Genomic DNA, 22,257 nt, shown 5'->3' with positions numbered 1-22,257 from the left:
TTTTATCTTAATCGGTATAATCCATGCTATGCTTTTTTCAAGGTAAATAATTAATGCTAGCCTATTTACAACTAATGCGATTAGATAGACCTATTGGCTCATTGCTTTTACTCTGGCCTACCCTTTGGGCAATTTGGCTTACGGGACACCCCTCTATTTACATAACAATTATTTTTATACTTGGCGTATTTGTAATGCGCTCGGCAGGTTGCGTAGTGAATGATTATGCTGATCGTCATTTTGATGCACATGTTGAACGGACTAAAAATCGCCCACTGGCTCGTGGAGCATTGACAGAAAAGAATGCATTATGGACGTTATTTGTATTATTATTTATTGCTCTTTGCTTATTGCTAACTTTAAATAAACTATCATGGTTGATAGGTTGTTTTGCGTTATTAACTGCGCTGATTTATCCTTTTATGAAGCGTTATACCCATTTACCTCAGATCATCTTAGGTATCGCATTTAGTTGGAGCATTCCGATGGTATATGCAGCAACTATTGAGCAGTTCCCATTAACCTGTTGGTTGCTTTTCTTTGTTAATATTTGTTGGACAATTTCCTATGACACCGAATATGCGATGGTTGATCGCAACGATGATGTAAAAATAGGTATAAAATCCACTGCCATCTTATTTGGACGTTATGATAAATTAATCATTGGATTATTACAGATAGCTTCTATTATTGGTTTATTATTGATTAGTTTAATCAACCAACTATCGTTGATAGTTTATATTGCTTTATTACTAGTTACAGCATTATTTATTTACCAACAATGGTTGATAAAAGATCGAGAAAGAAATAAATGTTTTAACGCATTTATGAATAACAATTATGTCGGTTTGATTGTTTTTTTAGGTCTCTTTTCTGTTTAAAAATTAAATCACTACTATATTTACAGATTGATTCAATCGAAAATATAACTTAATCATATCTGTGTTTATTTTATATCCTTTTATTTCATAAGTTTAAGTTATAAAAAAAACCTTACTTTTTTAAAAGTAAGGTTTAGGAAGTTAACACTAATTAAAAAATTATAAATGAAAAAATTATGCTTCAATAGCAACTCTTAACTTTTTCATTGCATTTTTTTCAAGCTGGCGGATACGCTCTGCTGAAACACTATATTTATCGGCTAAGACCTGTAAAGTTGATTTGCTTTCATCAGAATCTAACCAACGTGCTTTAATAATATCTTGGCTACGTTCATCTAATTTTAATAATGCATCATGTAGCCTATCTGTCGCATCATTTTCCCAATTATCATTTTCAATTGATTTTGAGAAATCAGAATTGCTATCTTCTAAGTAAAGTGCCGGTGCAATAATTGAATTATCATCGTCATCATTATCTATATCAAATGACATATCTTGTGCCGACATACGTGATTCCATTTCAAGTACATCTTTACGACTTACACCTAATTCATCTGCTACCATATCCACTTCTGCATTACTGAACCAACCTAAACGTTGTTTAGTCTTTCTTAGATTAAAGAATAGCTTTCTTTGTGCCTTCGTTGTTGCAACTTTAACAATACGCCAATTTTTTAATACATATTCATGGATTTCAGCTTTTATCCAATGCACAGCAAATGAGACCAAACGAACACCCATTTCAGGATTGAAACGACGTACTGCTTTCATCAAGCCAATATTACCTTCTTGAATTAAGTCAGCTTGTGGTAAACCATAACCCGAATAACCACGGGCAATATGCGCTACAAATCGTAAATGAGATAAAATTAACTGGCGAGCAGCATCTACATCATCGTGATAATAGAGTTTTTCACCTAATGATTTTTCTTCTTCTGCAGTTAACATTGGATAGGTGTTAATCATGCGAAGGTATGATTCTATATTTCCTTGTGGGATTAAAGCACCTACTTGCATTTTTAAATCAGTACTCATTTAATTCCCCCTTAAATAATAAATTTCGTTACATTAAATATGTAACAATAAAAACGTTAAACTAGCGTTTATTACAATATTAGACCAATGAATTATAAATTAGTTCACTATTTTAGCTAAAATACTTAAAATGTTTTACTTAATATTAGCCTTTTATTAAATTGATATATATCTTGGCAATTTATAGCAAAATAACTAGACAATTTGTGCTATTTTTAAGTATTTCTTAGTCGCAATCAACGATGAAAGCCACCCAATACTAGCTGTTATAAGGACAATCAATAAACTCTCATCCCATAATAGCCCTTCAATATGGATTATTGTTCCAAATGTATCAGAAACATTCAACATAATTAACTCTATTTGATAAATAAATATTTCCGATAACACTAACGCTATAATAGCGCTAATAAAACTAATAAACATTCCACTATAAAGAAATGGACGCAAAATAAATCCTTCTGTTGCCCCAATTAATTGCATAACCATAATCGTCTGTTTTCTAGAGAATATATTTAAACGGATGCTATTACCAATCACAAGGGATACAGCTATAATCATAAATATAGAAATAATCCATACGATAGATTTAACCATATCAGTTAGTGCTGTTAAACGAGTAAACCAGCTATCATCTAATTTTATATCATCAATACCATCAATGGTAAGCAATTCTTTTTGTAATCGATGTAACACAGCTGTCTTTTTTGACTCATCTTTAGGAATAACAATTGCTACTGCAGGTAATGGATTTTCATCTAGCAAATCGAGTGCATCACTAAACCCAGACCACGTTTCGAATTCTTCTTTTGTTTCATCTTTGGAAAGATATTCAACCTGATCAACTTCATAATAAGATTTAATTTTAGCAATCAATTCTGTTGTTTGTTCTGATGTTAATTCTTTATTGATATAAACTGTCAAACTGGGAGTTGGATTCCATTGCTGTGCAGTTTGACTAGCGTTTTTCCAAAGTAAATAGCTGATAGTTGGTAAAGTAATTGAAATAGCAATAACAAAAATGGTCAGTAATGAAGCAATAATATGCTGAGAAAAGTCATTAAACGTGTTACGCCAAGCATAACCGATTTGTCTTATCCAGCGAGAGAAAAAGCTATTTTCATTCTTCTTCGATTTACTAGGTTTGATATTAGTTAAGCTCATTAATTTTTAATCTCTAAACGTCCCTGATTTAAATGCAATATTCGATGGTGCTTGCGTCGTATCAGTCCCATATTATGCGTTGCCATCAAAATCGTTACACCAGCTTGATTAAATTCTTCAAAAAGCTTTAAGATATCTTTTGATAGTTTATCATCTAAATTACCTGTGGGTTCATCAGCAAGCAAAACACTAGGACGATTAACAATAGCGCGAGCGATACCTACTCGCTGCTGTTCACCACCAGATAACTGTATTGGATAAAATTCCATCTTATTAAGTAATCCAACTTTATCCAGTGAAGCGGAAACTCTTCTTTTAATTTCTTCAGCTGGTTTACCTAAAATAATTAATGGAATAGCTACATTATCATAAACAGTGTGATCCATCAGTAATTGGTGATCTTGAAAAATCATACCAATTGTGCGACGTAGAAATGGCATCTCTTGGCGTCTTAAACTTGAAACATCAACGCCATTTAACAACACTTTGCCATCATTCGCTCTTTCTAACCCACAAATTAATCGCATTAACGTACTTTTACCAGCCCCTGAGTGTCCAGTTAAAAAAGCCATTTCACCAGGTAATAAAGTGAAGCTAATATTTTGTAGTGCTGGTTTACCGCCAGAATACACTTTACTTACACGCTGAAATTGAATCATGACACTCTCTAACCATCTGTTTCATCAAACAAGGCATTGATAAAATCATCAGCAACAAAAGGCCTTAAATCTTCAATTTTCTCCCCGACACCAATATAACGAATAGGAATATTAAACTGATCGGCAATACTAAAGATAATACCCCCTTTTGCAGTACCATCTAATTTAGTTAATGTCATCCCAGTGACACCAACAGCCTCATTAAATAGTTTGGTTTGACTAACCGCATTTTGACCAGTACCAGCATCAATAGTCAACATAATTTCATGGGGTGCTGTTTCATCGTGTTTCTTAATTACGCGTACTATTTTTTTTAACTCATCCATTAAATGAGATTTATTTTGTAAGCGCCCTGCAGTATCGGCTATTAATATATCTATTTTTTTTGCTTTTGCTGCTTGTATTGCATCATAAATGACAGAAGCGGAATCTGCATTAGTATGCTGAGCAATAACAGGGATATTATTCCGTTCTCCCCAGACTTGTAATTGCTCAACAGCCGCTGCCCGAAAGGTATCACCCGCCGCAAGCATAACCGATTTGCCTTGTTGTTGAAATTGACGAGCCAATTTGCCAATTGTTGTTGTTTTTCCAACACCATTAACACCAACCATCAATATTACAAATGGTTTATGGCTTTCTATATCAAGGGGCTTATCTACTCCATCTAAAATAGATTTCATTTCCTGTTTTAAAAGATCATGTAATGCATCAGCATCTTTTAGCTCTTTTCTCGATGCTTGTTTAGTTAAGGAATCAATAATTTTTTGGGTTGTGTCAAAACCTACATCAGCAATAAGTAACTGCTCTTCTAATTCTTCAAATAAAGCATCATCGATCCTTTTCCCTTTAAATAAACTAAGAAAACCTGAACCAATATTTTGTTTAGTCTTAAAAAGACCTTTTTTTAAACGAGAGAAAAACCCTTCTTTTTTTTGTTCAACCATAAATAATTATCCCATAACATTTTCTAAGATCATTTTATCTTATTTTAGAATAAAGCCCAATGTATTCAATAAAAGAGACCATTCTTGTTCTTTTGTCAGATTTTTTTCTAATTACAAAATGTAGAAAAACACTAGGTTGTTTACACTTCAAGTTAAAATAATCCTATAAAAACTCATAAAGTATTTTCCTCGCAATCATTTTATGCAGTTTAGCCATATTATAATAGTTAATAAATCACTTAAAAATTTGTTTTTTATTTTTGAGTTGCTAAATGTTTATTGACAATACCACATCTTCATTTGAGTACGTATCACTCTTTTTACTTTTCCACTTATTTGTGGATAGGTAGGTTTGATCAATTTTACTTTTTTTATTCATGTTTATTACAATAGTTCCTCAAATTACTATAAACAACACGAATAATTTCTATAAATTAGTTTAAAATTTAAAATTTCATAATTATTACAATTTATTAATAATAATTATCAATATCATTTTTGTTATTACGGTAAAATGTTAAAATTATAATAAGAAAATAAAGGGTAAAAAACATTGTTAAAATTAATGAAAATTAAATATTTAGTTATAGCTACCATCTTCTTTACAATTATTTATATTGTATGTTTATTCATATCTCATTCAGAGCCTACAGCTAATTATATTACTTCACCAGTTACCAAAGGTAATATTGAAAAAACCGTACTAGCCGATGGAACAATTAGTGCTTTTAAACAAGTTAGTGTTGGTGCGCAGGTTTCTGGACAAATTAAAAAACTCTATGTTGAGTTGGGCGATGAAGTTAAACAAGGCGATATGATTGCTGAGATTGACGATCTTAAACAAAGCAATGATTTAAAACAATCTGAAGCGTCACTTAATAGTTTAGAGGCACAACGTGAGGCAAAAAAAGCAAGATTAGTTAACAATCAATTAACCTATGATCGCCAGTACAAACTCGTTCATAAAGGCGTTGGCATTCAATCGGATTTAGATGCGGCAAAAGCTGAACTCGATGCAATCAAAGCCGATATTGCAGCACTTGATGCTGATATCGTTAAAGCACAAATTGCAGTTGATACCGCCAAAGTTAATTTGGGATATACTAAAATTCGCTCCCCTATTGATGGAGTGATTGTTGCCATTCCAGTCAATGAAGGACAAACTGTTAACTCTGTTCAAAGTGCACCAACCATTGTTAAAGTAGCGCAACTTGATAAAATGACCATTGAAGCGCAAATTTCTGAAGCCGATGTGATCAATGTAAAAAAAGGAATGCCTGTTTACTTTACCATTTTAGGCCAACCGAATAGACGTTTTGATGGTTTAACACTAAGAGCTATAGAGCCTGCACCAGACTCAATTAACACTGAAACAACCTTGTCAAGCTCATCATCAACAACAAAAAGCGCAATTTATTATAATGGATTATTTGATGTAGATAATCCCGACCATGTATTAAGAATTTCAATGACAGCGCAAGTTTATATTGTCTTGTCTGAGGCAAAAGATGTACTAACCATTCCATCTCAAGCAATTCAAAAAAAATTGGGCAATAATAAAGCCATTATTTACCTGTTAGATAAACATAATGAGATCGAAGAACACGAAGTTACTTTGGGTATCGATAATAATGTCAATGTTGAGATAAAATCGGGGATTAAAGAGGGTGATATGGTTGTGGTCAGTGGCACTAATGGCGCTTCACTAGGTGGTAATAATGCAAGAGCCCCAAGGATTCGATTCTAATATGGTCAATAATATACCTCTTATTAAGCTTGAGAATATTGTTCGTGAATTTCCAGCAGGCGATACAACTATACAGGTTCTTAAAAGCATAAATCTAACAATTAATGCTGGTGAAATGGTGGCGATAATTGGCGCATCAGGATCGGGTAAATCCACTTTGATGAATATTTTAGGCTGTTTAGATAAACCGACCTCAGGCACTTATTCTATTGGAGGACGCACAACAAGTGAATTGTCACCTGATGAGTTAGCTCAATTACGCCGTGAGCATTTTGGTTTTATCTTTCAACGTTACCATTTATTAAATGCACTAACCGCACAAGGCAATGTAGAAATCCCTGCTATTTATGCTGGTGTTACCAATGAACAACGTCAAAAAAGAGCGAACGAAATTTTAACACGTTTAGGGCTTGCCGAAAAAATCCACAATAAACCTAACCAGTTATCTGGAGGGCAACAACAGCGGGTCAGTATTGCCAGAGCCTTAATTAACGGTGGACAAATCATTTTAGCTGATGAACCAACGGGAGCACTCGATCGTAAAAGTGGTTTAGAAGTGATGGCTATCTTACAAGAGTTACATCAACAAGGTCACACTGTTATCATTGTTACCCACGATTCAAATATTGCCCAAAGTGCCCAAAGGATTGTTGAAATTAGTGACGGTAATATTATTTCTGATTCTATTAACCCTAATTATCAATTTGATCAAAATGATAATCGACAAGTTAAGCAAATCGAAGCAACCAGAACCCAAGATAATCTACTAGCAAAATATTACCGTTTTCGAGATGCTTTTAAAATGGCCATGCTATCAATGCTTTCGCAGCGATTACGGACATTTTTAACCATGTTAGGCATAATTATTGGCATTGCCTCGGTAGTCTCTGTTGTTGCATTAGGACAAGGCACAAAGCAGAAAATTTTATCTAACATTAACTCATTAGGAACTAGCACGTTAGAAATCTATGCAGGATCGGGCTTTGGTGATCGTAATGCGGATAAAATTACTACATTACGCTCATCAGACGCAGATTTTTTGGCGCAACAAAACTTTGTCCACAGTACGACCCCTAACCTTGCAACCAGTGTTTATTTCCGAATTAATAATTTAGCAGTAACTGGAACAGTAAATGGTGTAGGAGAGCAATTTTTTGCGGTTCGTGGTTACACTATTTCTCAAGGAAAATCTTTTGATGAAGCAAGTATTATTGCCTCGGCACAAGATGCAGTGATTGATGACAATACTGTTAAACGGTTATTTGCAAATCAAAACCCAATTGGAAAAATTTTAATGGTTGGACAGTTACCAGTAAGAATAATTGGTGTTGCAACTAAACAACAGCAAGGATTTGGTAGCAATGAAAGCCTGAATGTTTGGTTGCCTTATACTACCGTGATTAACCGCATGGTAGGTCAAACTTCGTTAAAAAGCATTACAGTACGTGTTAAAGATAATGTTAATTTATCTGTTGCTGAACAAGCTATTAATCGAATTATGTTACAACGGCATGGTACAAAAGATTTTTTCATCTTTAATTCCGATAATATACGAGAAACAATCAACTCATCCGCTTGGGTAATGACGTTATTGGTTTCGGCTATTGCGCTGATTTCCCTCGTTGTTGGCGGTATTGGTGTGATGAATATCATGTTAGTATCAGTCACAGAAAGAACTCGAGAAATTGGCGTACGAATGGCCGTTGGTGCTCGGTCAAGCGACATATTACAGCAATTTTTAATTGAAGCTGTATTAGTATGTTTAATTGGCGGAACAATAGGTATTGTACTCTCATTTGCCATTGGCTTTATTTTTAATTCTGTTGTTACATCATTTGCAATGAATTTCTCGGCAATAGCTATTATAGCGGCATTTAGTTTCTCAAGTATAATTGGTATTATTTTTGGTTATTTCCCTGCTAGACGGGCAGCTAAACTCGATCCAATTTATGCTTTAGAACGAGAATAGCAATTTTACTATAATAAAAAATCCCATTGTACAAAATGATACAATGGGACTTAAAACGTCAAAAATAAGTGATTAACTTATGTTGTTTTTAAACTTGTTAACCATTTATTTTTTATCAGAATGCGCTTTTTCTTCTATTTTTGCATTAGGATCTAACCCTGCTACAAATGCAGTAACTCTTGCATAATCATTAATAAATGCATCATCACTAGTTACATTAAGTTGATTTGCTATGATAAAAAACTTACGATTAACAATAACCGTAGGGATTGAATCTGGTTTCATCTCTTTAATCGCATCTGCTTGTTGTACCATAAATGATTTAACCAAAAAGCTATCTTTTGTTTTATCATACACTTCATTACTAACACCTAATTTTTCAAAAACAGCTTTAATGTCATCTGCTGTTTTTATCGTTTTATCTTTTTGAACCGCATTATAAAGTGCATCTGAAGCTTTATCTTCTATACCTAGTACATTAGCCACAGCCCATGCTTGCGCAAGATCTTTAGCTAATGGTCCAAAATCTTCTAAATGGTAGCGTTTGAATTTAACACCTTCTGGTAAAGCCTTGCTAATAGTTTGAGGACCTTGATTTTGAATTTCAAATCTAAAACAGCTTGGGCAATTAAACGAAAAGAACTCAATAACTTCTTTATCTGGCGATGGATGAGTTGGTAGCGCGGCATATTGTTTACCTAATTCAATCGGCTCAAATGCATTCGCTGAGGTGTCGGCCTTAGTAATAGTTGGGCTTTCATTTGCAAAACAGTTTACAGAAAAAAGCAAAATACTAATTGTGATAAGTGTTTTTTTCATTTTAATGATTCTCCTTATTCTTTTATAATCCCACGAGCTTTTAACAATGCGGTTTTAAAATCTTCTTCATAATCTTTTTTTAGACCCGGAATAACATCATTCTTATCCGAACCTCGCATTTTTAAATGATAAATTAAAACTTCATCACTCAAATCTTTTAATTCACCTTCAAAACCAGCCTCTTGACCTAATTTAGCTAAAAATTGTAATAAATTAAGATCAGAATCGCCTTCCCATGCGGGTTGCAATAATTCCATTACTTCATCAATACGATGACATTTCATAATTGTTACCTTTAGTAAATCTTCAAACCTTTCGAAGATAATGATAATTAAGCAATCATTAAAAATGATACGCTACGACTTGCAATAACATTACTATATAGTAATGTTATTTTGTTTTTTCGCAACGTAAAAGAGAAATAATTTATGGAAAAACCCTCTATTACTGCAATCATTCTAGCTGGAGGTAAAAGTACCCGTATGAATGGCAACGACAAAGGACTATTATTATTACATCAAAAACCACTTTATCAACATGTCATTGATTGCATCAAATCTCACGTTGATGCAATCATGATTAATTGCAATCGTCACACAGAACAATACCAAAAAGCAGGTTATCCTATATTTAGTGATGACCTAGCAGGATTTTGTGGACCATTATCGGGGATTTACAGTGGTTTATTACGCAGCAAAACCGATTGGAACTTATTTGTCAGTTGTGACACGCCTTTTTTGCCAGCTGATTTAATTGACCGTTTAGCTTTTTATACGGCAAATAACAGCGCTATTTATCCACATGATGGACAATACTACCATCCAACCATCCTACTTATTCATAAAACCGTTACTCAACAACTAAAAATTTATTTAGAGCAAGGCGAACGCAAGCTGATGCTGTTTTTAGAACAAATCAGTGCTAAATCGGTTGATTTTAGCGATAAAGCAGTTTGTTTTAGCAATATCAACACGCTAGAGGTGCTTAATGCATTTAATCAAAAAGAAGATAAATAATTATTTGTTTTTTAATATTATTTTTAAACAAAAAACTAAATAAAATCAACACGTTTTATGATAGTTTTGTGAAAAATAATGCCTTTTTTTATTGGGGATAGAATGGGTTAGATGCGGTAGCTTTGCCACAACGGTGCAACCCTAAGGGTGGCCCCTACTTGCGCGGGGGCTTTATTCTTTTTTATATTGTCCTTTCAAGCACCATAACCACCTTCTGCTCTCTAAGGATTAAGCGCTAAAAACTAAGGTGTAGTGCAATCAACGTTAGTATAAAAGGTGCGATCTTGGTTAGAGCCGATGTGGCCCGTATCAATACTGACAGAGTAGGGAAACTGACTGTAACCTTTCACTACCTCAGATGTCCAAGAGCGATAAGTGAAGTCCGCATCAACGTAGTCTTTCATGTTGCCCCACTCCGAGAAAAAACCTCCACCTATTCGACGATGGTAGTTGTTCCCTGATGAATTAGGTGTTGCACCTGCCATAGTATCAGTACGGCTTCTTGCGAACGCATTGGTTAACTCCTTTACCAGTGGTAAACGATAACCCAAACTCTCACACCATTTTTTTTGATCAAAAAAGTTAGCGTGTTGACGTCCCCGATTGACGAACCACTGCCTCAATTCAAATCCATATTTCACCATTACTCGCCCACTAGCATCCTTGCCCTCTAGTACGAAGGTATGTGGTAAATTTGGCTTGTGAATTCCCCCAGGATTCGGGTTTGAATATTCTCTCGAGTTAGGACCATTTAACCATACTCTTACTACAAATTGCCCTTTATCTTTAATCCAATTATCACGCTGATCTGGCCTTGTCCAGTGCGCCGTTACTTTTATTCCATCATACTCAACAGGGGACCAAGTTAATTGGCTTAAATCTTGAACGGATGTATTTAAAATATCAAAGTATAAACCATCTGCCCCCATTGTTGGAAAATTATTTTTGTAAGCTCCTTCATCATTGGCTAAAACTTTGTATCCCCTATCTGGATCCCACTCAGGAGCACCTGCGAAAGAACTTCTACCGGGCTCCAGGTTAGGCCTTACAAAAAGCCAAATCTTCGGCTTCGGCTGCGGCGGTGGCGGTGGCGGCGGTGGCGGTGGCGGCGGCGGCGGCGGCGGCGGTGGCGGCGGCGGCGGTGGCGGTGGCGGTGGCGGTGGTGGTTCTGGTAATGGTGGTAATGAGCTAGATGAAAGTACTATTGCATCACTACGATTAACCCCAAATGAATAACTACTATAAAAGGCACTACATAAAATAAAAAAAAGCAAACATATATTGCAAAATAAAATACGTTCAGCAGTTAAATAGTTTGGATACTTCATTTTATTTCCTTTATCAAATAATATTTTATTTTTATAAATTTCTAGCATTACTAATAAATTTCCATGCCAACAAACATATAATTTGTTAAATAAATTATTTAAACTTATCCAACACCCTAAGCATTGAAGGCTAAAGGTTGAAGAACAACGCAAACAACTGATAGATTGGCAAGGCGCGTAAGCTTTGCCTGCTCAGCGCCCCAACTTGCGCAGGGGCTTTATTCTTTTTTATATTATCCCCTCAGGTACCATAACCACCTTCCGCACCCGAAGGATTAAGGACTAAACGCTAAAAACTAAGGTGTGGTGCAGACAACGTAAGCCATAGCGGCCCCATCCTTGTAAGTCTTGCCATGCGGCATGATAGCGTAGTTATTGCTACCTGTTGCATCACTCGCAAAGTAGAAGTTGAAAATAAAGCCCACATCAGCGTAGCTCTCCAGGTTACCCCACTCTGCTAAAAAGCCTGCACCTATGTGACGCATGAAATAATTAACTGATGAGTTAGGTGAAGCACCATCTGTGCCATTTATACATGGGAATGTACTATCTACACCACACTTTGCGTTAGTTAAATCTTTGACCTGTGTTATTCGATAACCCAAACTATTACACCATGCTGTTTGATTAGAAGGAGTATCTGTTTTATCTCCCCGATTGACGAACCACTGCCTTAACTTAAAGCCATACCGAATCTCATTGCCTCGACTATCCTTACCGACTAACTCAAAGGTCTGTGGCAAAGATGGACGTGTTAGTGAACTAGGATTATCTGAATTTATCTGAGTACTACTTGCCCTTGGACCATTTAATATTACCCGTGTTACATTCTTGGATTTATCTTTAAGCCAACTATCGTGTAGAACTCTACGATTACGTGAGTCTATGTGTGAATCTGTACGCGGCTTTGTCCAACTCACCGTTGCACGTATACTACCATTTGTTTTAACTGTCCAACTCAACTGACTTGCATCAAGCCCACCTACATCCAAATCAAAATACAAGCCATCTGAACCTGTAGTTGGAAAATTTTGGCCGTAAGATGATGGGTTTGCTGACTGAATTAAAAAGCCCTTATCTGGATTCCATATGTTAGATGGACCAGCAAAGGTTGGCTTGTCCCAACCCAAGCCAGTTGTGCCACCAAGATACAAATTCGGCCTGGCCAAACAAATAACGGGCTGTAACGGTAAAGTGATATAATACTCCGCAGTGCCTCCACTAAAAGTACTACTATTGGGTACACCGTACTGCGTAGCTAAATTTCCTCCAGTACTACTTAAGGTTACCTTATAAGGGGCATGACATAGACTTAATGCATCACCACGACTAACGGTATTACCATATTTATCCGTTATTGCTAACGATATACTTCCTAATGCGGAAATACCATTTACTCCCTGTCCATCTCCATCATCATCTCCCCATTTACCTTGTGCCACTAAGTCATTTATATTTATTGAGTCGCTTAATGGCGGGACTATCATTTCAATATCAGCCAAGGTATCCCCTACATTAGCCAACTCGATTGGCGCTGTTGGTGATGAAGGATTATTTTGCGGTGTGAATATTCGACCATCTGATAACTTAATACCTAATAAGTCTTCTATTTTAGTCACTTTAGTAACACCGCCATCAAAAGTTAAATAAGGCGCAGTACCGTGAATGCGCTCAGAAGTCGTAGCCGATAATGCCTGCGATTCTAAAGAGTACGGCAATAACAACAATAGCGCTAATGCCAATGGGATTTTTAAAGATAGTTTTGTGGATAATTTCGAAAATAATTCGAAAAATAATTTGGAAGGTATAAATAAGTTTCGAGTAAAAACTTGTCGAATAGGATTATTTGATAAATTTAAGACATAGGTTTGCCAGTGCCTTGTGCCTTGTGCCTTGTGCCTAAAATGGTACTGCATTTCGTTTCACCTGTCAAGTAATATTTTGTTTTATTTAAATTTTTATGTTTATTCGCTTATTTAATAAGCTCATTTTTCTAAAACGATGAAAGTATAGCCGTTTAAGGGATGATTGACTAGTTTTTTTGCGGACTTTTTTGTAAAGAAATGTAAAGATGAAAACGATTCAGCTTTATAGATAGGTGAATTTTATAATTAAAATAGGGTGTTAGCTTTAGGACTTTTTAACTTTTGTGGAATGATTAATATTGCTGATAACATCTAAAACACAAACACACCCAACAACCCAGTTTGGCGTGCTAGCTTTATTTCGTTATCGGTATATTTTGATGCTGTGATAAGACAAGCATATTAGCATTGTGGTGCTATAAGTGTGTTTTTACTCTAAAATAGCTCAGGTAGACTATTGATTTTATTTAAGTTTTTCAATCAAATCAAACGATTATAGTTGACTGTGGTGTTGTTTGAGTTGTAATTTTAGTGGCTTTTGCAGTGGTTTTATCTCTTTCGAGGTAGAAAATAGTGTATATTAGGTTTAAATTGAGTATAACCATTTTGAACCAAGAAATAATGAATATAAAAAAAACGCTCGCTATTTGTGGTTACAGTAGTAGTGGTAAAACTACCTTGTTGGCGAAGGTTATTCCGCTACTTGTTGAGCAGGGCTTTAAGGTGGCGACTTTAAAACATACGCATCACGATGTTGAATTTGATATTTCAGGAAAAGATAGCTATAAATTGCGTAAAGCAGGATCGTTACAAACAATTGTGGCTTGTGATAACCGTTACGCTTTAATTTGTGAAACACCCAATAAACCTGCCGATTTGCAGACTTTAATTAATCAATTTTCTGATGTTGATATTATTTTAGTTGAGGGCTTTAAAGATGAGCAAATTCCTAAAATTATTTGTCACCGAAGTTCCGTTAAAAAACCGTTTTTTATTGATGATTTTACCTTGGCTATTGCTAGTGATGAGCCGTTAGATGCTTTTTTACCCATTTTGGATATAAACAACCCACTTCAACTTATTGAATTTATAAAAAGTTATTTATTTAATCAATAATATATCGTATCTTATTTGCTAATTTTTTACGTTATTTTATCTAAATCAGCATGAGGCTTTTATTCAGGAAATTTTTAAATATAACTAAAAAAGCGATAATTGGATTTATGCTATTATCTATCTTTTCGACCTTAGTAATGCGTTGGGTGAATCCACCTTTCGGTTCTATGCTAATGATAGAACGTAAGATAATGCATTGGAATACACCACAACAACGAATCTGGAAAGATTTGGACGAAATTTCAGATAATATAAAAATTGCGGTAATCGCTTCAGAAGATCAAAATTTTCCTGTGCACTGGGGATTTGATTTTAACGCTATCCGCCTAGCGCTAAATCATAATCAAAATAGCAAAAATATTAAAGGTGCTAGCACAATTACTCAGCAAGTCGCTAAAAATATCTTTTTATGGCCAACTCGTAGTTGGATTCGCAAAGGAATGGAGTCTTGGTTTACATTATGGATAGAACTTTTTTGGTCAAAAGAACGTATTCTTGAGGTCTATTTAAACTGTGCAGAATGGGGAGAAGGTATTTTTGGCATTGAAGCGGCTTCTCAGTATTATTTTAATGTAAGTGCCAATCAATTAACGTCACAACAAGCAAGTTTACTTGCGGCAGTATTACCTAATCCTAGACGCTGGAGCCCAATTAAACCAAGTGAACGAGTAAAAAAGAGAACCAAATGGATTCATGCCCAAATGAGTAATTTAGGCAACAAAAATTATCTTAAACAACTAAAGTAGCAATTTGCTTTAGATGAATTTTTTGATAAATTCAGGAACAATTTTACTTGCTGATCCGTAAATTTTGATTTGAAACAGACTTTCACCTAAGCTGGGCTCTAAATTAAGTTCAACCGTTTTAGCACTTGTTTGGTTAGCGATTTGTACAAATCCAGCAGCAGGGTAGACATTACCTGATGTGCCAATGGATATAAAACAATCTGCTTGCGAAAGCGCATCATAAATTTGTTCCATTTGTAGCGGAATTTCACCAAACCAGACTATATGTGGGCGAATGAATTTGTTTTGTTGATAATCCACATCGTTAAAGCAATCAATTATCTGTCCTGTTTTTTCATTACGCACCTTTAATAATTCACCATGCATGTGAATAATATTTTTAGATCCAGCTTGTTCATGTAAGTTATCCACATTTTGTGTCACAATTAAGAGGTTATCACTACCTAATTTCTGTTCTAATTCAGCCAGCGCAAAGTGGGCAGCATTCGGTTTTACGTCTGGATTTTGTAATTTACGGCGTAACATATTATAAAAATCATGTACCGCTGTTGGGTTGCGTATATAGCCTTCGTAAGTTGCTACATCATTAACATCATAACCTTCCCATAATCCATTTTGGGCACGAAAGGTTGATAAACCCGATTCAGCCGAAATACCGGCACCGGTTAGAATAACTATTTTTGGTATCTTCATAATTGGTATATGCTCTTTTTTCAGATTTTCGCCAAAATAAATATTAAGCAGTATTCACCTTATATAACTTAATTTCATTTTTGTGTGACAATATTCAACCATTGGCGGAATGTCGATGAACTTGATTATAATAGATTTCAATATATTCAAATAGCGCTTTATTAGCTTATTCTCGTTTGTGTCAATGTTGATTTCTATTCAGGCTTTGTGTTTATGACATGATTGACTTATCAAAAGATGATTATACGACATTATTTGTAATGTCTTGTATTATTAGGTGGTGTGCTCATTGGATTGAAGAGCTCAATTTTGATGATTGTCAGTTATTCGCCATGCCTATAAAGATATCGTTGAATTCGTGCTGTTTACACCTTAAGAAGATCGTTAAACCAAACATTTGCCAGTATTTGCTGGCGGTATCAATAAAATTAAGTTTATTAAAAAAGCATGGTTATTTAAAGTAATAGTTTGTAGACTATGCTTCATTATCAGTTTTAGGCTGTATACTTTGTATATAATTTGAATATGAATCTTTTAAAATCTTTAGCTACTGTCAGCTCAATGACGATGGTGTCTCGTGTATTAGGTTTTGTGCGTGATGCCATTATTGCACGTTTTTTTGGCGCAGGTATGGCCACCGACGCATTTTTTGTTGCTTTTAAACTTCCTAATTTACTCCGCCGTATTTTTGCAGAAGGCGCTTTTTCACAAGCATTTGTACCAATTTTGGCTGAATATAAAAATCAACAAGGAACTGAGGCAACTCGCACATTTATTGCTTATATTGCTGGATTATTAACTTTAGTCTTGGCGTTGGTCACGCTAATTGGAGTTATCACTGCGCCTTTTATCATTATGCTAACTGCGCCTGGATTTATGCAAGAATCAACTGAAAAATTTGAACTTGCAACTACCATGCTACGCATAACCTTTCCTTATATCTTTTTTATATCGTTGGCATCACTTGTTGGAGCCATCCTTAATACATGGAATCGGTTTTCTGTCCCTGCTTTTGTTCCAACACTACTCAATGTGAGTATGATTGTATTTACCCTATTTTTAACGCCTTACTTTAATCCACCAGTATTGGCACTTGCTGTATCTGTTGGTGTTGGTGGGATTTTACAATTGCTTTACCAGCTACCTTATTTAAAGAAAATTGGCATGCTAGTATTACCGCGTATTAGCTTAAAAGATAGCGGTGTTTGGCGGGTTTTAAAACAAATGGGACCAGCAATTTTAGGGGTGTCTGTAGGGCAAATATCTTTAATTATTAATACTATTTTTGCTTCATTTCTAGTTTCAGGCTCGGTTTCGTGGATGTATTATGCTGATCGCTTAATGGAGTTTCCTGCTGGGGTGCTTGGTGTAGCATTAGGCACCATTTTACTGCCATCATTAGCAAAAAGCTTTTCTAAAGGTGATCATAAACAATATTGTGAATTGTTAGATTGGGGATTACGCCTTTGTTTTTTATTGGCTCTACCGAGTACAATTGCATTAGGGGTTATTTCTCGCCCACTTATATCAACGCTATTTGAATATGGACAATTTACCTTAAATGATACCTTAATGACACAGCAAGCCTTAGTTGCTTATTCTATAGGTCTACTTGGGTTGATTTTGATTAAAGTGCTAGCTCCAGCCTTTTATTCGCGTCAGGATATTAAAACACCAGTTAAAATTGCAATTATTACATTAATTTTAACACAGCTAATGAATCTTGCTTTTATTGGTCCATTACAACATGCTGGTCTTTCGCTATCAATTGGCTTAGCCGCTTGCTTTAATGCTGGATTATTATATTGGCAGTTGCGTAAAAAACAGCTTTATCAACCCCAACCTGGTTGGCGTTGCTTTTTGAGTAAAATCGTCATTGCGGTAATTCTAATGTCTGCAATATTGTGGTTCGGTTCACAGTTATTACCTGATTGGTCAACTGGTTCAATGTTGATTCGTATCGGGCGATTATTTTTATTGGTTATTGTGGGTATTTTAGTCTATTTTGCATCATTGATTGCCATGGGATTTAAGATAAAACACTTTATTAAACGAATTGATTAATAATAAGCATTGGATAAAGATAAATTGACTTTTTGTCAAAAAGTTTCAGGTTACTATGTGTTTTAGTAAAAAATTAATAAAGATATAAGATAAAAGTCTCTTTCTTTACTCTATTCATTATAGGTAGTCTAATTTAATCTACTCATAGTTTAGTGGTAGAGACTTTAGTGAGTTTAATTCTGTTTGGATTTTGTTGTATCACTTTAAACTGTTAATCTGTTATCAAGAAGATTTATCAACTTTACATATTCAGTCAGTTTAAGTATATAATAGTCGCCTTGCTGATAAAATAGTCAAATGGAGGTTGTAATGATCACCCATATTAGCCCATTAGGATCAATGGATCTACTTGCTCAGGCAGAAGTCGATATTCTGAAAAAATCGGCCAATAGCGAGCTTTATAAATTATATAGAAATTGTTCGTTAGCAACACTAAATGCAGGTAGTAAAACCGATAATACAAAAGATCTGTTAGATAGATTCCAGTCTTTCGAAATTAATGTGATTAGTAAAGAGCGAGGTGTCAAGTTAGAGTTGGTTAATGCTCCAGAAAGCGCTTTTGTTGATGGTCGAATTATTCGTTCAATTCAAGCTAATTTGTTTGCAGTGTTACGCGATATCCTTTTTTTGAATAGTCAAATCAGTGCAGTTAAAGAGCTTATTTCCGATTTCAAATTTGAAAGGGATCATTCGTTTTATATTACAAACCTTGTTTTTTCTATTTTACGCAATGCCAATGCGCTCCATGTGGGTGAAGAGCCAAATTTGGTTGTCTGCTGGGGTGGACATTCGATTAACGAAAATGAATACTATTATGCCCGTCAAGTAGGTATGCAACTTGGTTTGCGTGAACTTAATATTTGTACTGGTTGTGGTCCAGGTGTTATGGAAGCACCAATGAAAGGTGCTGCCGTTGGTCATGCGCAACAGCGTTATAAAGAAAGCCGTTTTATTGGTATGACCGAACCGTCAATTATTGCAGCAGAACCGCCTAATGCATTAGTCAATGAATTGATTATTATGCCCGATATCGAAAAACGCCTTGAAGCGTTTGTGCGAATGGCTCATGGCATTATTATCTTCCCTGGTGGACCAGGCACCGCTGAGGAGTTGCTTTATATTCTGGGTATTTTATTAAACCCTGCAAATAAACACCAAACCCTACCTCTTATTCTGACTGGACCTAAAGAATGCGAAGATTATTTTGCTTCAATAGATAATTTTATTCGTAGCACATTAGGCGATGAGGCCACTAAACTTTATCAAATTATTATCGATTCACCTGAACAAGTAGCTCGTATTATGAAAGAGGGTGTTAAGCATGTTAAAGCTTCACGCTTAAAAACAGGCGATGCTTATGGGTTTAATTGGCTATTAAAAATCGATGAATCGTTACAACATACTTTCGAACCTACTCACGCTAATATGGCCTCATTAAATCTTCATCGTGAGCAACCTGTCGAGCTGTTAGCCGCTGATTTGCGTCGTGCGTTTTCTGGTATTGTTGCAGGAAATGTTAAAGAATTTGGTATGAAGCAAATTGCCGAAAATGGTCGATACAAATTACAAGGTGATATTGAAATTATGCAGCAACTTGATAATTTATTGCGTAGTTTTGTTAAACAAAACCGAATGAAATTGCCAGGAGGAAGCGCTTATCAACCTTGTTATGAAATTTGTTATTAAACAATAATATTAACCCATTTAATAGAAATTGAATCCAACTTTAATCCGCCGATAATCTTATTGGCGGATTAATTTTAACTATTACTATTTTATCTGGTTTTTAAAAATCACCTAAAATATCTAGTGCTTCTGATACTTTTTTAACTGCAAAAATCTGCATATTTTCGGGCTTCTTCTTCGGCATATTGGCAATAGGTACAATTGCTTTTTTAAAACCATGTTTAGCCGCTTCAGAGATTCGTTCTTGTCCGCTTGGTACTGGTCGAATTTCGCCACCAAGACCAATTTCACCAAAAATAACGATATCTTGTGGCAACGGGCGATTGCGAAAACTTGATACAAGTGCTGCAATCAATGCCAAATCCGCACTTGTTTCGGTAACTTTTACACCACCAACAACGTTAACAAAAATATCTTGATCGGCCATTTGCAATCCCCCATGCCTATGCAATACTGCAAGCAATAATGCAAGCCGATTTTGATCTAATCCTACAGTCACACGTCTTGGATTACCATACATCGAGTGATCGACTAGCGCTTGGATTTCGACCAGTAATGGGCGAGTACCTTCCCACAATACCATTACCGAACTACCTGGTAGCATTTCATCTCCACGGCTTAAAAAGATTGCTGATGGGTTGCTAACCTCTTTTAAACCTTGTTCGGTCATAGCAAATACACCCAGCTCATTTACTGCTCCAAAACGGTTTTTATGACTACGTAGAGTTCTAAAACGTGAGTCGGCATCGCCATCTAATAAAATTGAGCAGTCAATACAGTGCTCAAGTACTTTTGGACCAGCAAGAGAGCCATCTTTAGTAACATGCCCCACCATAATAATAGCAATGCCTTTTGTTTTAGCAAAACGTGTTAAATAAGCCGCTGTTTCGCGTACTTGTGCAACACTACCAGGCGAAGATTGGATATCAGTAAGGTGCATCACTTGGATAGAGTCAATCACCATTAATTTAGGTTGGGACTGCTCAGCCAATAAACAGATTTGCTCAATACTGGTTTCGGACAACATATTGATATTATCCGCAGGTAAGCCTAATCGATGGGCACGCATTGCAACTTGTTGGAGGGATTCTTCACCAGTAACATAAAGTGTATTCATTTGTGATGAGAGTTTACTCATGGTTTGCAGTAACAACGTACTTTTACCTGCTCCGGGATTCCCTCCTATGAGAATGGCACTCCCCGGTACAACACCACCACCAAGCACACGATCAAATTCTGAAAAACCAGTTGAAAATCTTGGCAGTGCCTCTAAACTGATTTCGGACAATTTTTGAATTTTAGCTTGCCCAATCCCGCTACCTGCATAACCCGTTAATCTGTCGTTACGTGAAGAGGTACTTGCAAGCCTAACTTCGGTAATGGTGTTCCAAGCATGGCATGAGCTACATTGCCCTTGCCAACGTGGGTAATCTGCTCCACAATCATTACAAACATAAGCACGTTTTACTGCTTTTGCCAATTTAATCTCCTAACCTTCACTTAATAAACTAGTGGATAAAATACACCATAAACCTGTTAAATCTGCATAATTAATACTAATTCGTGCTTTTTCGACAACTTTAGGTTTACCATGATAAGCAACACCTAGACCAGCAATACGAATCATCATCAAATCATTGGCTCCATCACCAATTGCGACAGTTTGTTCAATGGGAATTTCCAGCGATGCTGCTAGTTGTTGTAATGTCCTTGCTTTATATTTTGCATCAACAATTTGACCAGAAACTTTACCAGTTAATTTTCCATGTTTGATTTCTAATTCATTAGCATAAACGTCAACTAATTTTAACTTTTGCTTTAAATGATCCGCAAAATAGGTAAAACCGCCTGAGGCAATAGCTACATGCCAATTTTTTTTATGCAGTTCTTTTACTAAATAAGTAAGCCCAGGAGTAAGTGGTAAATTATCTTTAACTTGATCTAAAATAGCTTGATGTGCGCCTTTTAAGGTTGCCACACGTTTTCGCAAACTTGTGGCAAAATCAAGTTCACCACGCATAGCTTGTTCAGTTACCGCTGCAACTTGCTGCCCTACACCATGCAATTTGGCCAGTTCATCAATACATTCAATGCCAATCGCTGTCGAATCCATGTCCATAACAAGTAACCCTGGGGAGCGTAGCGTGGGTAAATTATCGATTGGGGCAACATCAATACCTAATGCTAATGATATCGATTTAGCTTTTTTAGGTATCACCCCTGCAATACGAACAATCTGATAAGTTTTGATTTTCCATGATGAAACAATCACCATTGGCATAGCAAGTTGATCTTGGAATTTTGATAAGACTGTTTTATTTAACTTTTTACCATAAATAATCCAGCCTGTTTTACCTGCATTATAATCTAAAGGAACCACTTCACAGCCATTTAATGACAGCGGTAAACCTTGCCAATGTTGGATATTTTCAGGTAAATCATTGTAGGTGAGAGTATAAGCCATATCTGAACATCTTTATAAGATAAAACAAGCCCAAAATTTATCACAACTACTAAAGATT

At 35.6% G+C, this 22,257-nt stretch carries 18 protein-coding genes and 1 pseudogene; 8 read left to right on the top strand and 11 right to left on the bottom strand.

Going from position 1 to position 22,257, the window contains the following annotated elements:
- The first annotated feature begins 53 nt into the window (after positions 1-53).
- The gene (gene ubiA, locus A9G32_RS00760) at positions 54-881 is read left to right on the top strand and encodes a 4-hydroxybenzoate octaprenyltransferase (protein ID WP_065590253.1); all 828 of its coding nucleotides are present in this window, start codon (positions 54-56) and stop codon (positions 879-881) included.
- 174 nt (positions 882-1,055) lie between these two features.
- Here the strand turns inward: ubiA and rpoH are convergent, their stop codons facing one another.
- The 4 genes and pseudogenes from rpoH to ftsY all read right to left on the bottom strand — a co-directional run.
- Complete coding sequence (gene rpoH / locus A9G32_RS00755; RefSeq protein ID WP_065590254.1) at positions 1,056-1,916, bottom strand: RNA polymerase sigma factor RpoH; 861 nt, start codon at positions 1,914-1,916, stop codon at positions 1,056-1,058.
- A gap of 195 nt (positions 1,917-2,111) precedes the next feature.
- On the bottom strand, positions 2,112-3,080 hold the full coding sequence (gene ftsX, locus A9G32_RS00750) for a permease-like cell division protein FtsX (RefSeq protein WP_065590255.1): 969 nt from the start codon (positions 3,078-3,080) through the stop codon (positions 2,112-2,114).
- Positions 3,080-3,739, bottom strand: a complete 660-nt coding sequence (gene ftsE, locus A9G32_RS00745; protein ID WP_034911799.1) for a cell division ATP-binding protein FtsE — start codon at positions 3,737-3,739, stop codon at positions 3,080-3,082. The genes ftsX and ftsE overlap by 1 nt, the downstream gene beginning before the upstream one ends.
- A gap of 8 nt (positions 3,740-3,747) precedes the next feature.
- Positions 3,748-4,671 (bottom strand): annotated as a pseudogene (ftsY, locus tag A9G32_RS00740) (signal recognition particle-docking protein FtsY); the annotation flags it as partial.
- Positions 4,672-5,251: 580 nt separating this feature from the next.
- Here ftsY and A9G32_RS00735 point away from each other — a divergent pair.
- Together A9G32_RS00735 and A9G32_RS00730 are read left to right on the top strand one after the other, a co-directional pair.
- Complete coding sequence (locus A9G32_RS00735; protein ID WP_065590256.1) at positions 5,252-6,433, top strand: efflux RND transporter periplasmic adaptor subunit; 1,182 nt, start codon at positions 5,252-5,254, stop codon at positions 6,431-6,433.
- Positions 6,405-8,402: a MacB family efflux pump subunit gene (locus A9G32_RS00730; protein WP_255306810.1), complete on the top strand. Its 1,998-nt coding sequence runs from the start codon at positions 6,405-6,407 to the stop codon at positions 8,400-8,402. The genes A9G32_RS00735 and A9G32_RS00730 overlap by 29 nt, the downstream gene beginning before the upstream one ends.
- Before the next feature lie 105 nt (positions 8,403-8,507).
- Here the strand turns inward: A9G32_RS00730 and A9G32_RS00725 are convergent, their stop codons facing one another.
- Together A9G32_RS00725 and A9G32_RS00720 are read right to left on the bottom strand one after the other, a co-directional pair.
- Positions 8,508-9,221: a DsbA family protein gene (locus tag A9G32_RS00725; RefSeq protein WP_065590257.1), complete on the bottom strand. Its 714-nt coding sequence runs from the start codon at positions 9,219-9,221 to the stop codon at positions 8,508-8,510.
- 14 nt (positions 9,222-9,235) lie between these two features.
- The gene (locus tag A9G32_RS00720; RefSeq protein WP_034911797.1) at positions 9,236-9,505 is read right to left on the bottom strand and encodes a YihD family protein; all 270 of its coding nucleotides are present in this window, start codon (positions 9,503-9,505) and stop codon (positions 9,236-9,238) included.
- Positions 9,506-9,649: 144 nt separating this feature from the next.
- Here A9G32_RS00720 and mobA point away from each other — a divergent pair, with 144 nt between their 5' ends.
- Positions 9,650-10,237, top strand: a complete 588-nt coding sequence (gene mobA / locus A9G32_RS00715) for a molybdenum cofactor guanylyltransferase MobA (protein WP_065590258.1) — start codon at positions 9,650-9,652, stop codon at positions 10,235-10,237.
- A gap of 242 nt (positions 10,238-10,479) precedes the next feature.
- On the opposite strand, the gene A9G32_RS12910 is transcribed toward mobA, so the two are convergent.
- Together A9G32_RS12910 and A9G32_RS00700 are read right to left on the bottom strand one after the other, a co-directional pair.
- Complete coding sequence (locus tag A9G32_RS12910) at positions 10,480-11,565, bottom strand: hypothetical protein (protein WP_176701293.1); 1,086 nt, start codon at positions 11,563-11,565, stop codon at positions 10,480-10,482.
- Positions 11,566-11,861: 296 nt separating this feature from the next.
- Entirely contained in the window at positions 11,862-13,481 is a 1,620-nt protein-coding gene (locus tag A9G32_RS00700) for a hypothetical protein (RefSeq protein ID WP_065639664.1), read from the bottom strand.
- A 570-nt stretch (positions 13,482-14,051) separates the two neighbouring features.
- Here A9G32_RS00700 and mobB point away from each other — a divergent pair.
- Both mobB and mtgA read left to right on the top strand, forming a co-directional pair.
- Positions 14,052-14,546: a molybdopterin-guanine dinucleotide biosynthesis protein B gene (mobB, locus tag A9G32_RS00695; RefSeq protein ID WP_065589895.1), complete on the top strand. Its 495-nt coding sequence runs from the start codon at positions 14,052-14,054 to the stop codon at positions 14,544-14,546.
- A 50-nt stretch (positions 14,547-14,596) separates the two neighbouring features.
- Positions 14,597-15,292: a monofunctional biosynthetic peptidoglycan transglycosylase gene (gene mtgA / locus A9G32_RS00690; RefSeq protein ID WP_065589894.1), complete on the top strand. Its 696-nt coding sequence runs from the start codon at positions 14,597-14,599 to the stop codon at positions 15,290-15,292.
- Between the two features lie 9 nt (positions 15,293-15,301).
- On the opposite strand, the gene cobB is transcribed toward mtgA, so the two are convergent.
- Entirely contained in the window at positions 15,302-15,985 is a 684-nt protein-coding gene (gene cobB / locus A9G32_RS00685; protein ID WP_065589893.1) for a Sir2 family NAD+-dependent deacetylase, read from the bottom strand.
- A gap of 525 nt (positions 15,986-16,510) precedes the next feature.
- Here cobB and murJ point away from each other — a divergent pair.
- Both murJ and ppnN read left to right on the top strand, forming a co-directional pair.
- Positions 16,511-18,049, top strand: coding sequence for a murein biosynthesis integral membrane protein MurJ (murJ, locus tag A9G32_RS00680; RefSeq protein ID WP_065589892.1), 1,539 nt, complete (start codon positions 16,511-16,513; stop codon positions 18,047-18,049).
- Positions 18,050-18,358: 309 nt separating this feature from the next.
- Positions 18,359-19,735: a nucleotide 5'-monophosphate nucleosidase PpnN gene (gene ppnN, locus A9G32_RS00675; RefSeq protein WP_034913512.1), complete on the top strand. Its 1,377-nt coding sequence runs from the start codon at positions 18,359-18,361 to the stop codon at positions 19,733-19,735.
- Between the two features lie 100 nt (positions 19,736-19,835).
- On the opposite strand, the gene radA is transcribed toward ppnN, so the two are convergent.
- Positions 19,836-21,215, bottom strand: coding sequence for a DNA repair protein RadA (gene radA, locus A9G32_RS00670; protein ID WP_065560869.1), 1,380 nt, complete (start codon positions 21,213-21,215; stop codon positions 19,836-19,838).
- A gap of 9 nt (positions 21,216-21,224) precedes the next feature.
- A complete protein-coding gene (gene serB / locus A9G32_RS00665; protein ID WP_065560868.1) occupies positions 21,225-22,199 on the bottom strand; it encodes a phosphoserine phosphatase in 975 nt (324 codons plus the stop codon).
- Positions 22,200-22,257: the final 58 nt, after the last annotated feature.

The sequence above is a fragment of the Gilliamella sp. Gris3-2 genome (genome assembly GCF_001690345.1).
Taxonomy (GTDB): domain Bacteria; phylum Pseudomonadota; class Gammaproteobacteria; order Enterobacterales; family Orbaceae; genus Gilliamella; species Gilliamella bombi.
This window is presented reverse-complemented; position numbering and strand designations above follow the sequence as displayed.

Bases quoted from the DNA above. Each gene is read 5' to 3' on its own strand.
- ftsE (WP_034911799.1), bottom strand. From the start codon at position 3,739: ATGATTCAATTTCAGCGTGTAAGTAAAGTGTATTCTGGCGGTAAACCA.
- A9G32_RS00725 (WP_065590257.1), bottom strand. From the start codon at position 9,221: ATGAAAAAAACACTTATCACAATTAGTATTTTGCTTTTTTCTGTAAAC.
- mobA (WP_065590258.1), top strand. From the start codon at position 9,650: ATGGAAAAACCCTCTATTACTGCAATCATTCTAGCTGGAGGTAAAAGT.
- A9G32_RS00700 (WP_065639664.1), bottom strand. From the start codon at position 13,481: ATGCAGTACCATTTTAGGCACAAGGCACAAGGCACAAGGCACTGGCAA.
- cobB (WP_065589893.1), bottom strand. From the start codon at position 15,985: ATGAAGATACCAAAAATAGTTATTCTAACCGGTGCCGGTATTTCGGCT.
- ppnN (WP_034913512.1), top strand. From the start codon at position 18,359: ATGATCACCCATATTAGCCCATTAGGATCAATGGATCTACTTGCTCAG.
- A9G32_RS12910 (WP_176701293.1), bottom strand. From the start codon at position 11,565: ATGAAGTATCCAAACTATTTAACTGCTGAACGTATTTTATTTTGCAAT.
- murJ (WP_065589892.1), top strand. From the start codon at position 16,511: ATGAATCTTTTAAAATCTTTAGCTACTGTCAGCTCAATGACGATGGTG.
- mobB (WP_065589895.1), top strand. From the start codon at position 14,052: ATGAATATAAAAAAAACGCTCGCTATTTGTGGTTACAGTAGTAGTGGT.
- mtgA (WP_065589894.1), top strand. From the start codon at position 14,597: ATGAGGCTTTTATTCAGGAAATTTTTAAATATAACTAAAAAAGCGATA.
- ubiA (WP_065590253.1), top strand. From the start codon at position 54: ATGCTAGCCTATTTACAACTAATGCGATTAGATAGACCTATTGGCTCA.
- ftsX (WP_065590255.1), bottom strand. From the start codon at position 3,080: ATGAGCTTAACTAATATCAAACCTAGTAAATCGAAGAAGAATGAAAAT.
- rpoH (WP_065590254.1), bottom strand. From the start codon at position 1,916: ATGAGTACTGATTTAAAAATGCAAGTAGGTGCTTTAATCCCACAAGGA.
- A9G32_RS00730 (WP_255306810.1), top strand. From the start codon at position 6,405: ATGCAAGAGCCCCAAGGATTCGATTCTAATATGGTCAATAATATACCT.
- A9G32_RS00735 (WP_065590256.1), top strand. From the start codon at position 5,252: ATGAAAATTAAATATTTAGTTATAGCTACCATCTTCTTTACAATTATT.
- serB (WP_065560868.1), bottom strand. From the start codon at position 22,199: ATGGCTTATACTCTCACCTACAATGATTTACCTGAAAATATCCAACAT.
- A9G32_RS00720 (WP_034911797.1), bottom strand. From the start codon at position 9,505: ATGAAATGTCATCGTATTGATGAAGTAATGGAATTATTGCAACCCGCA.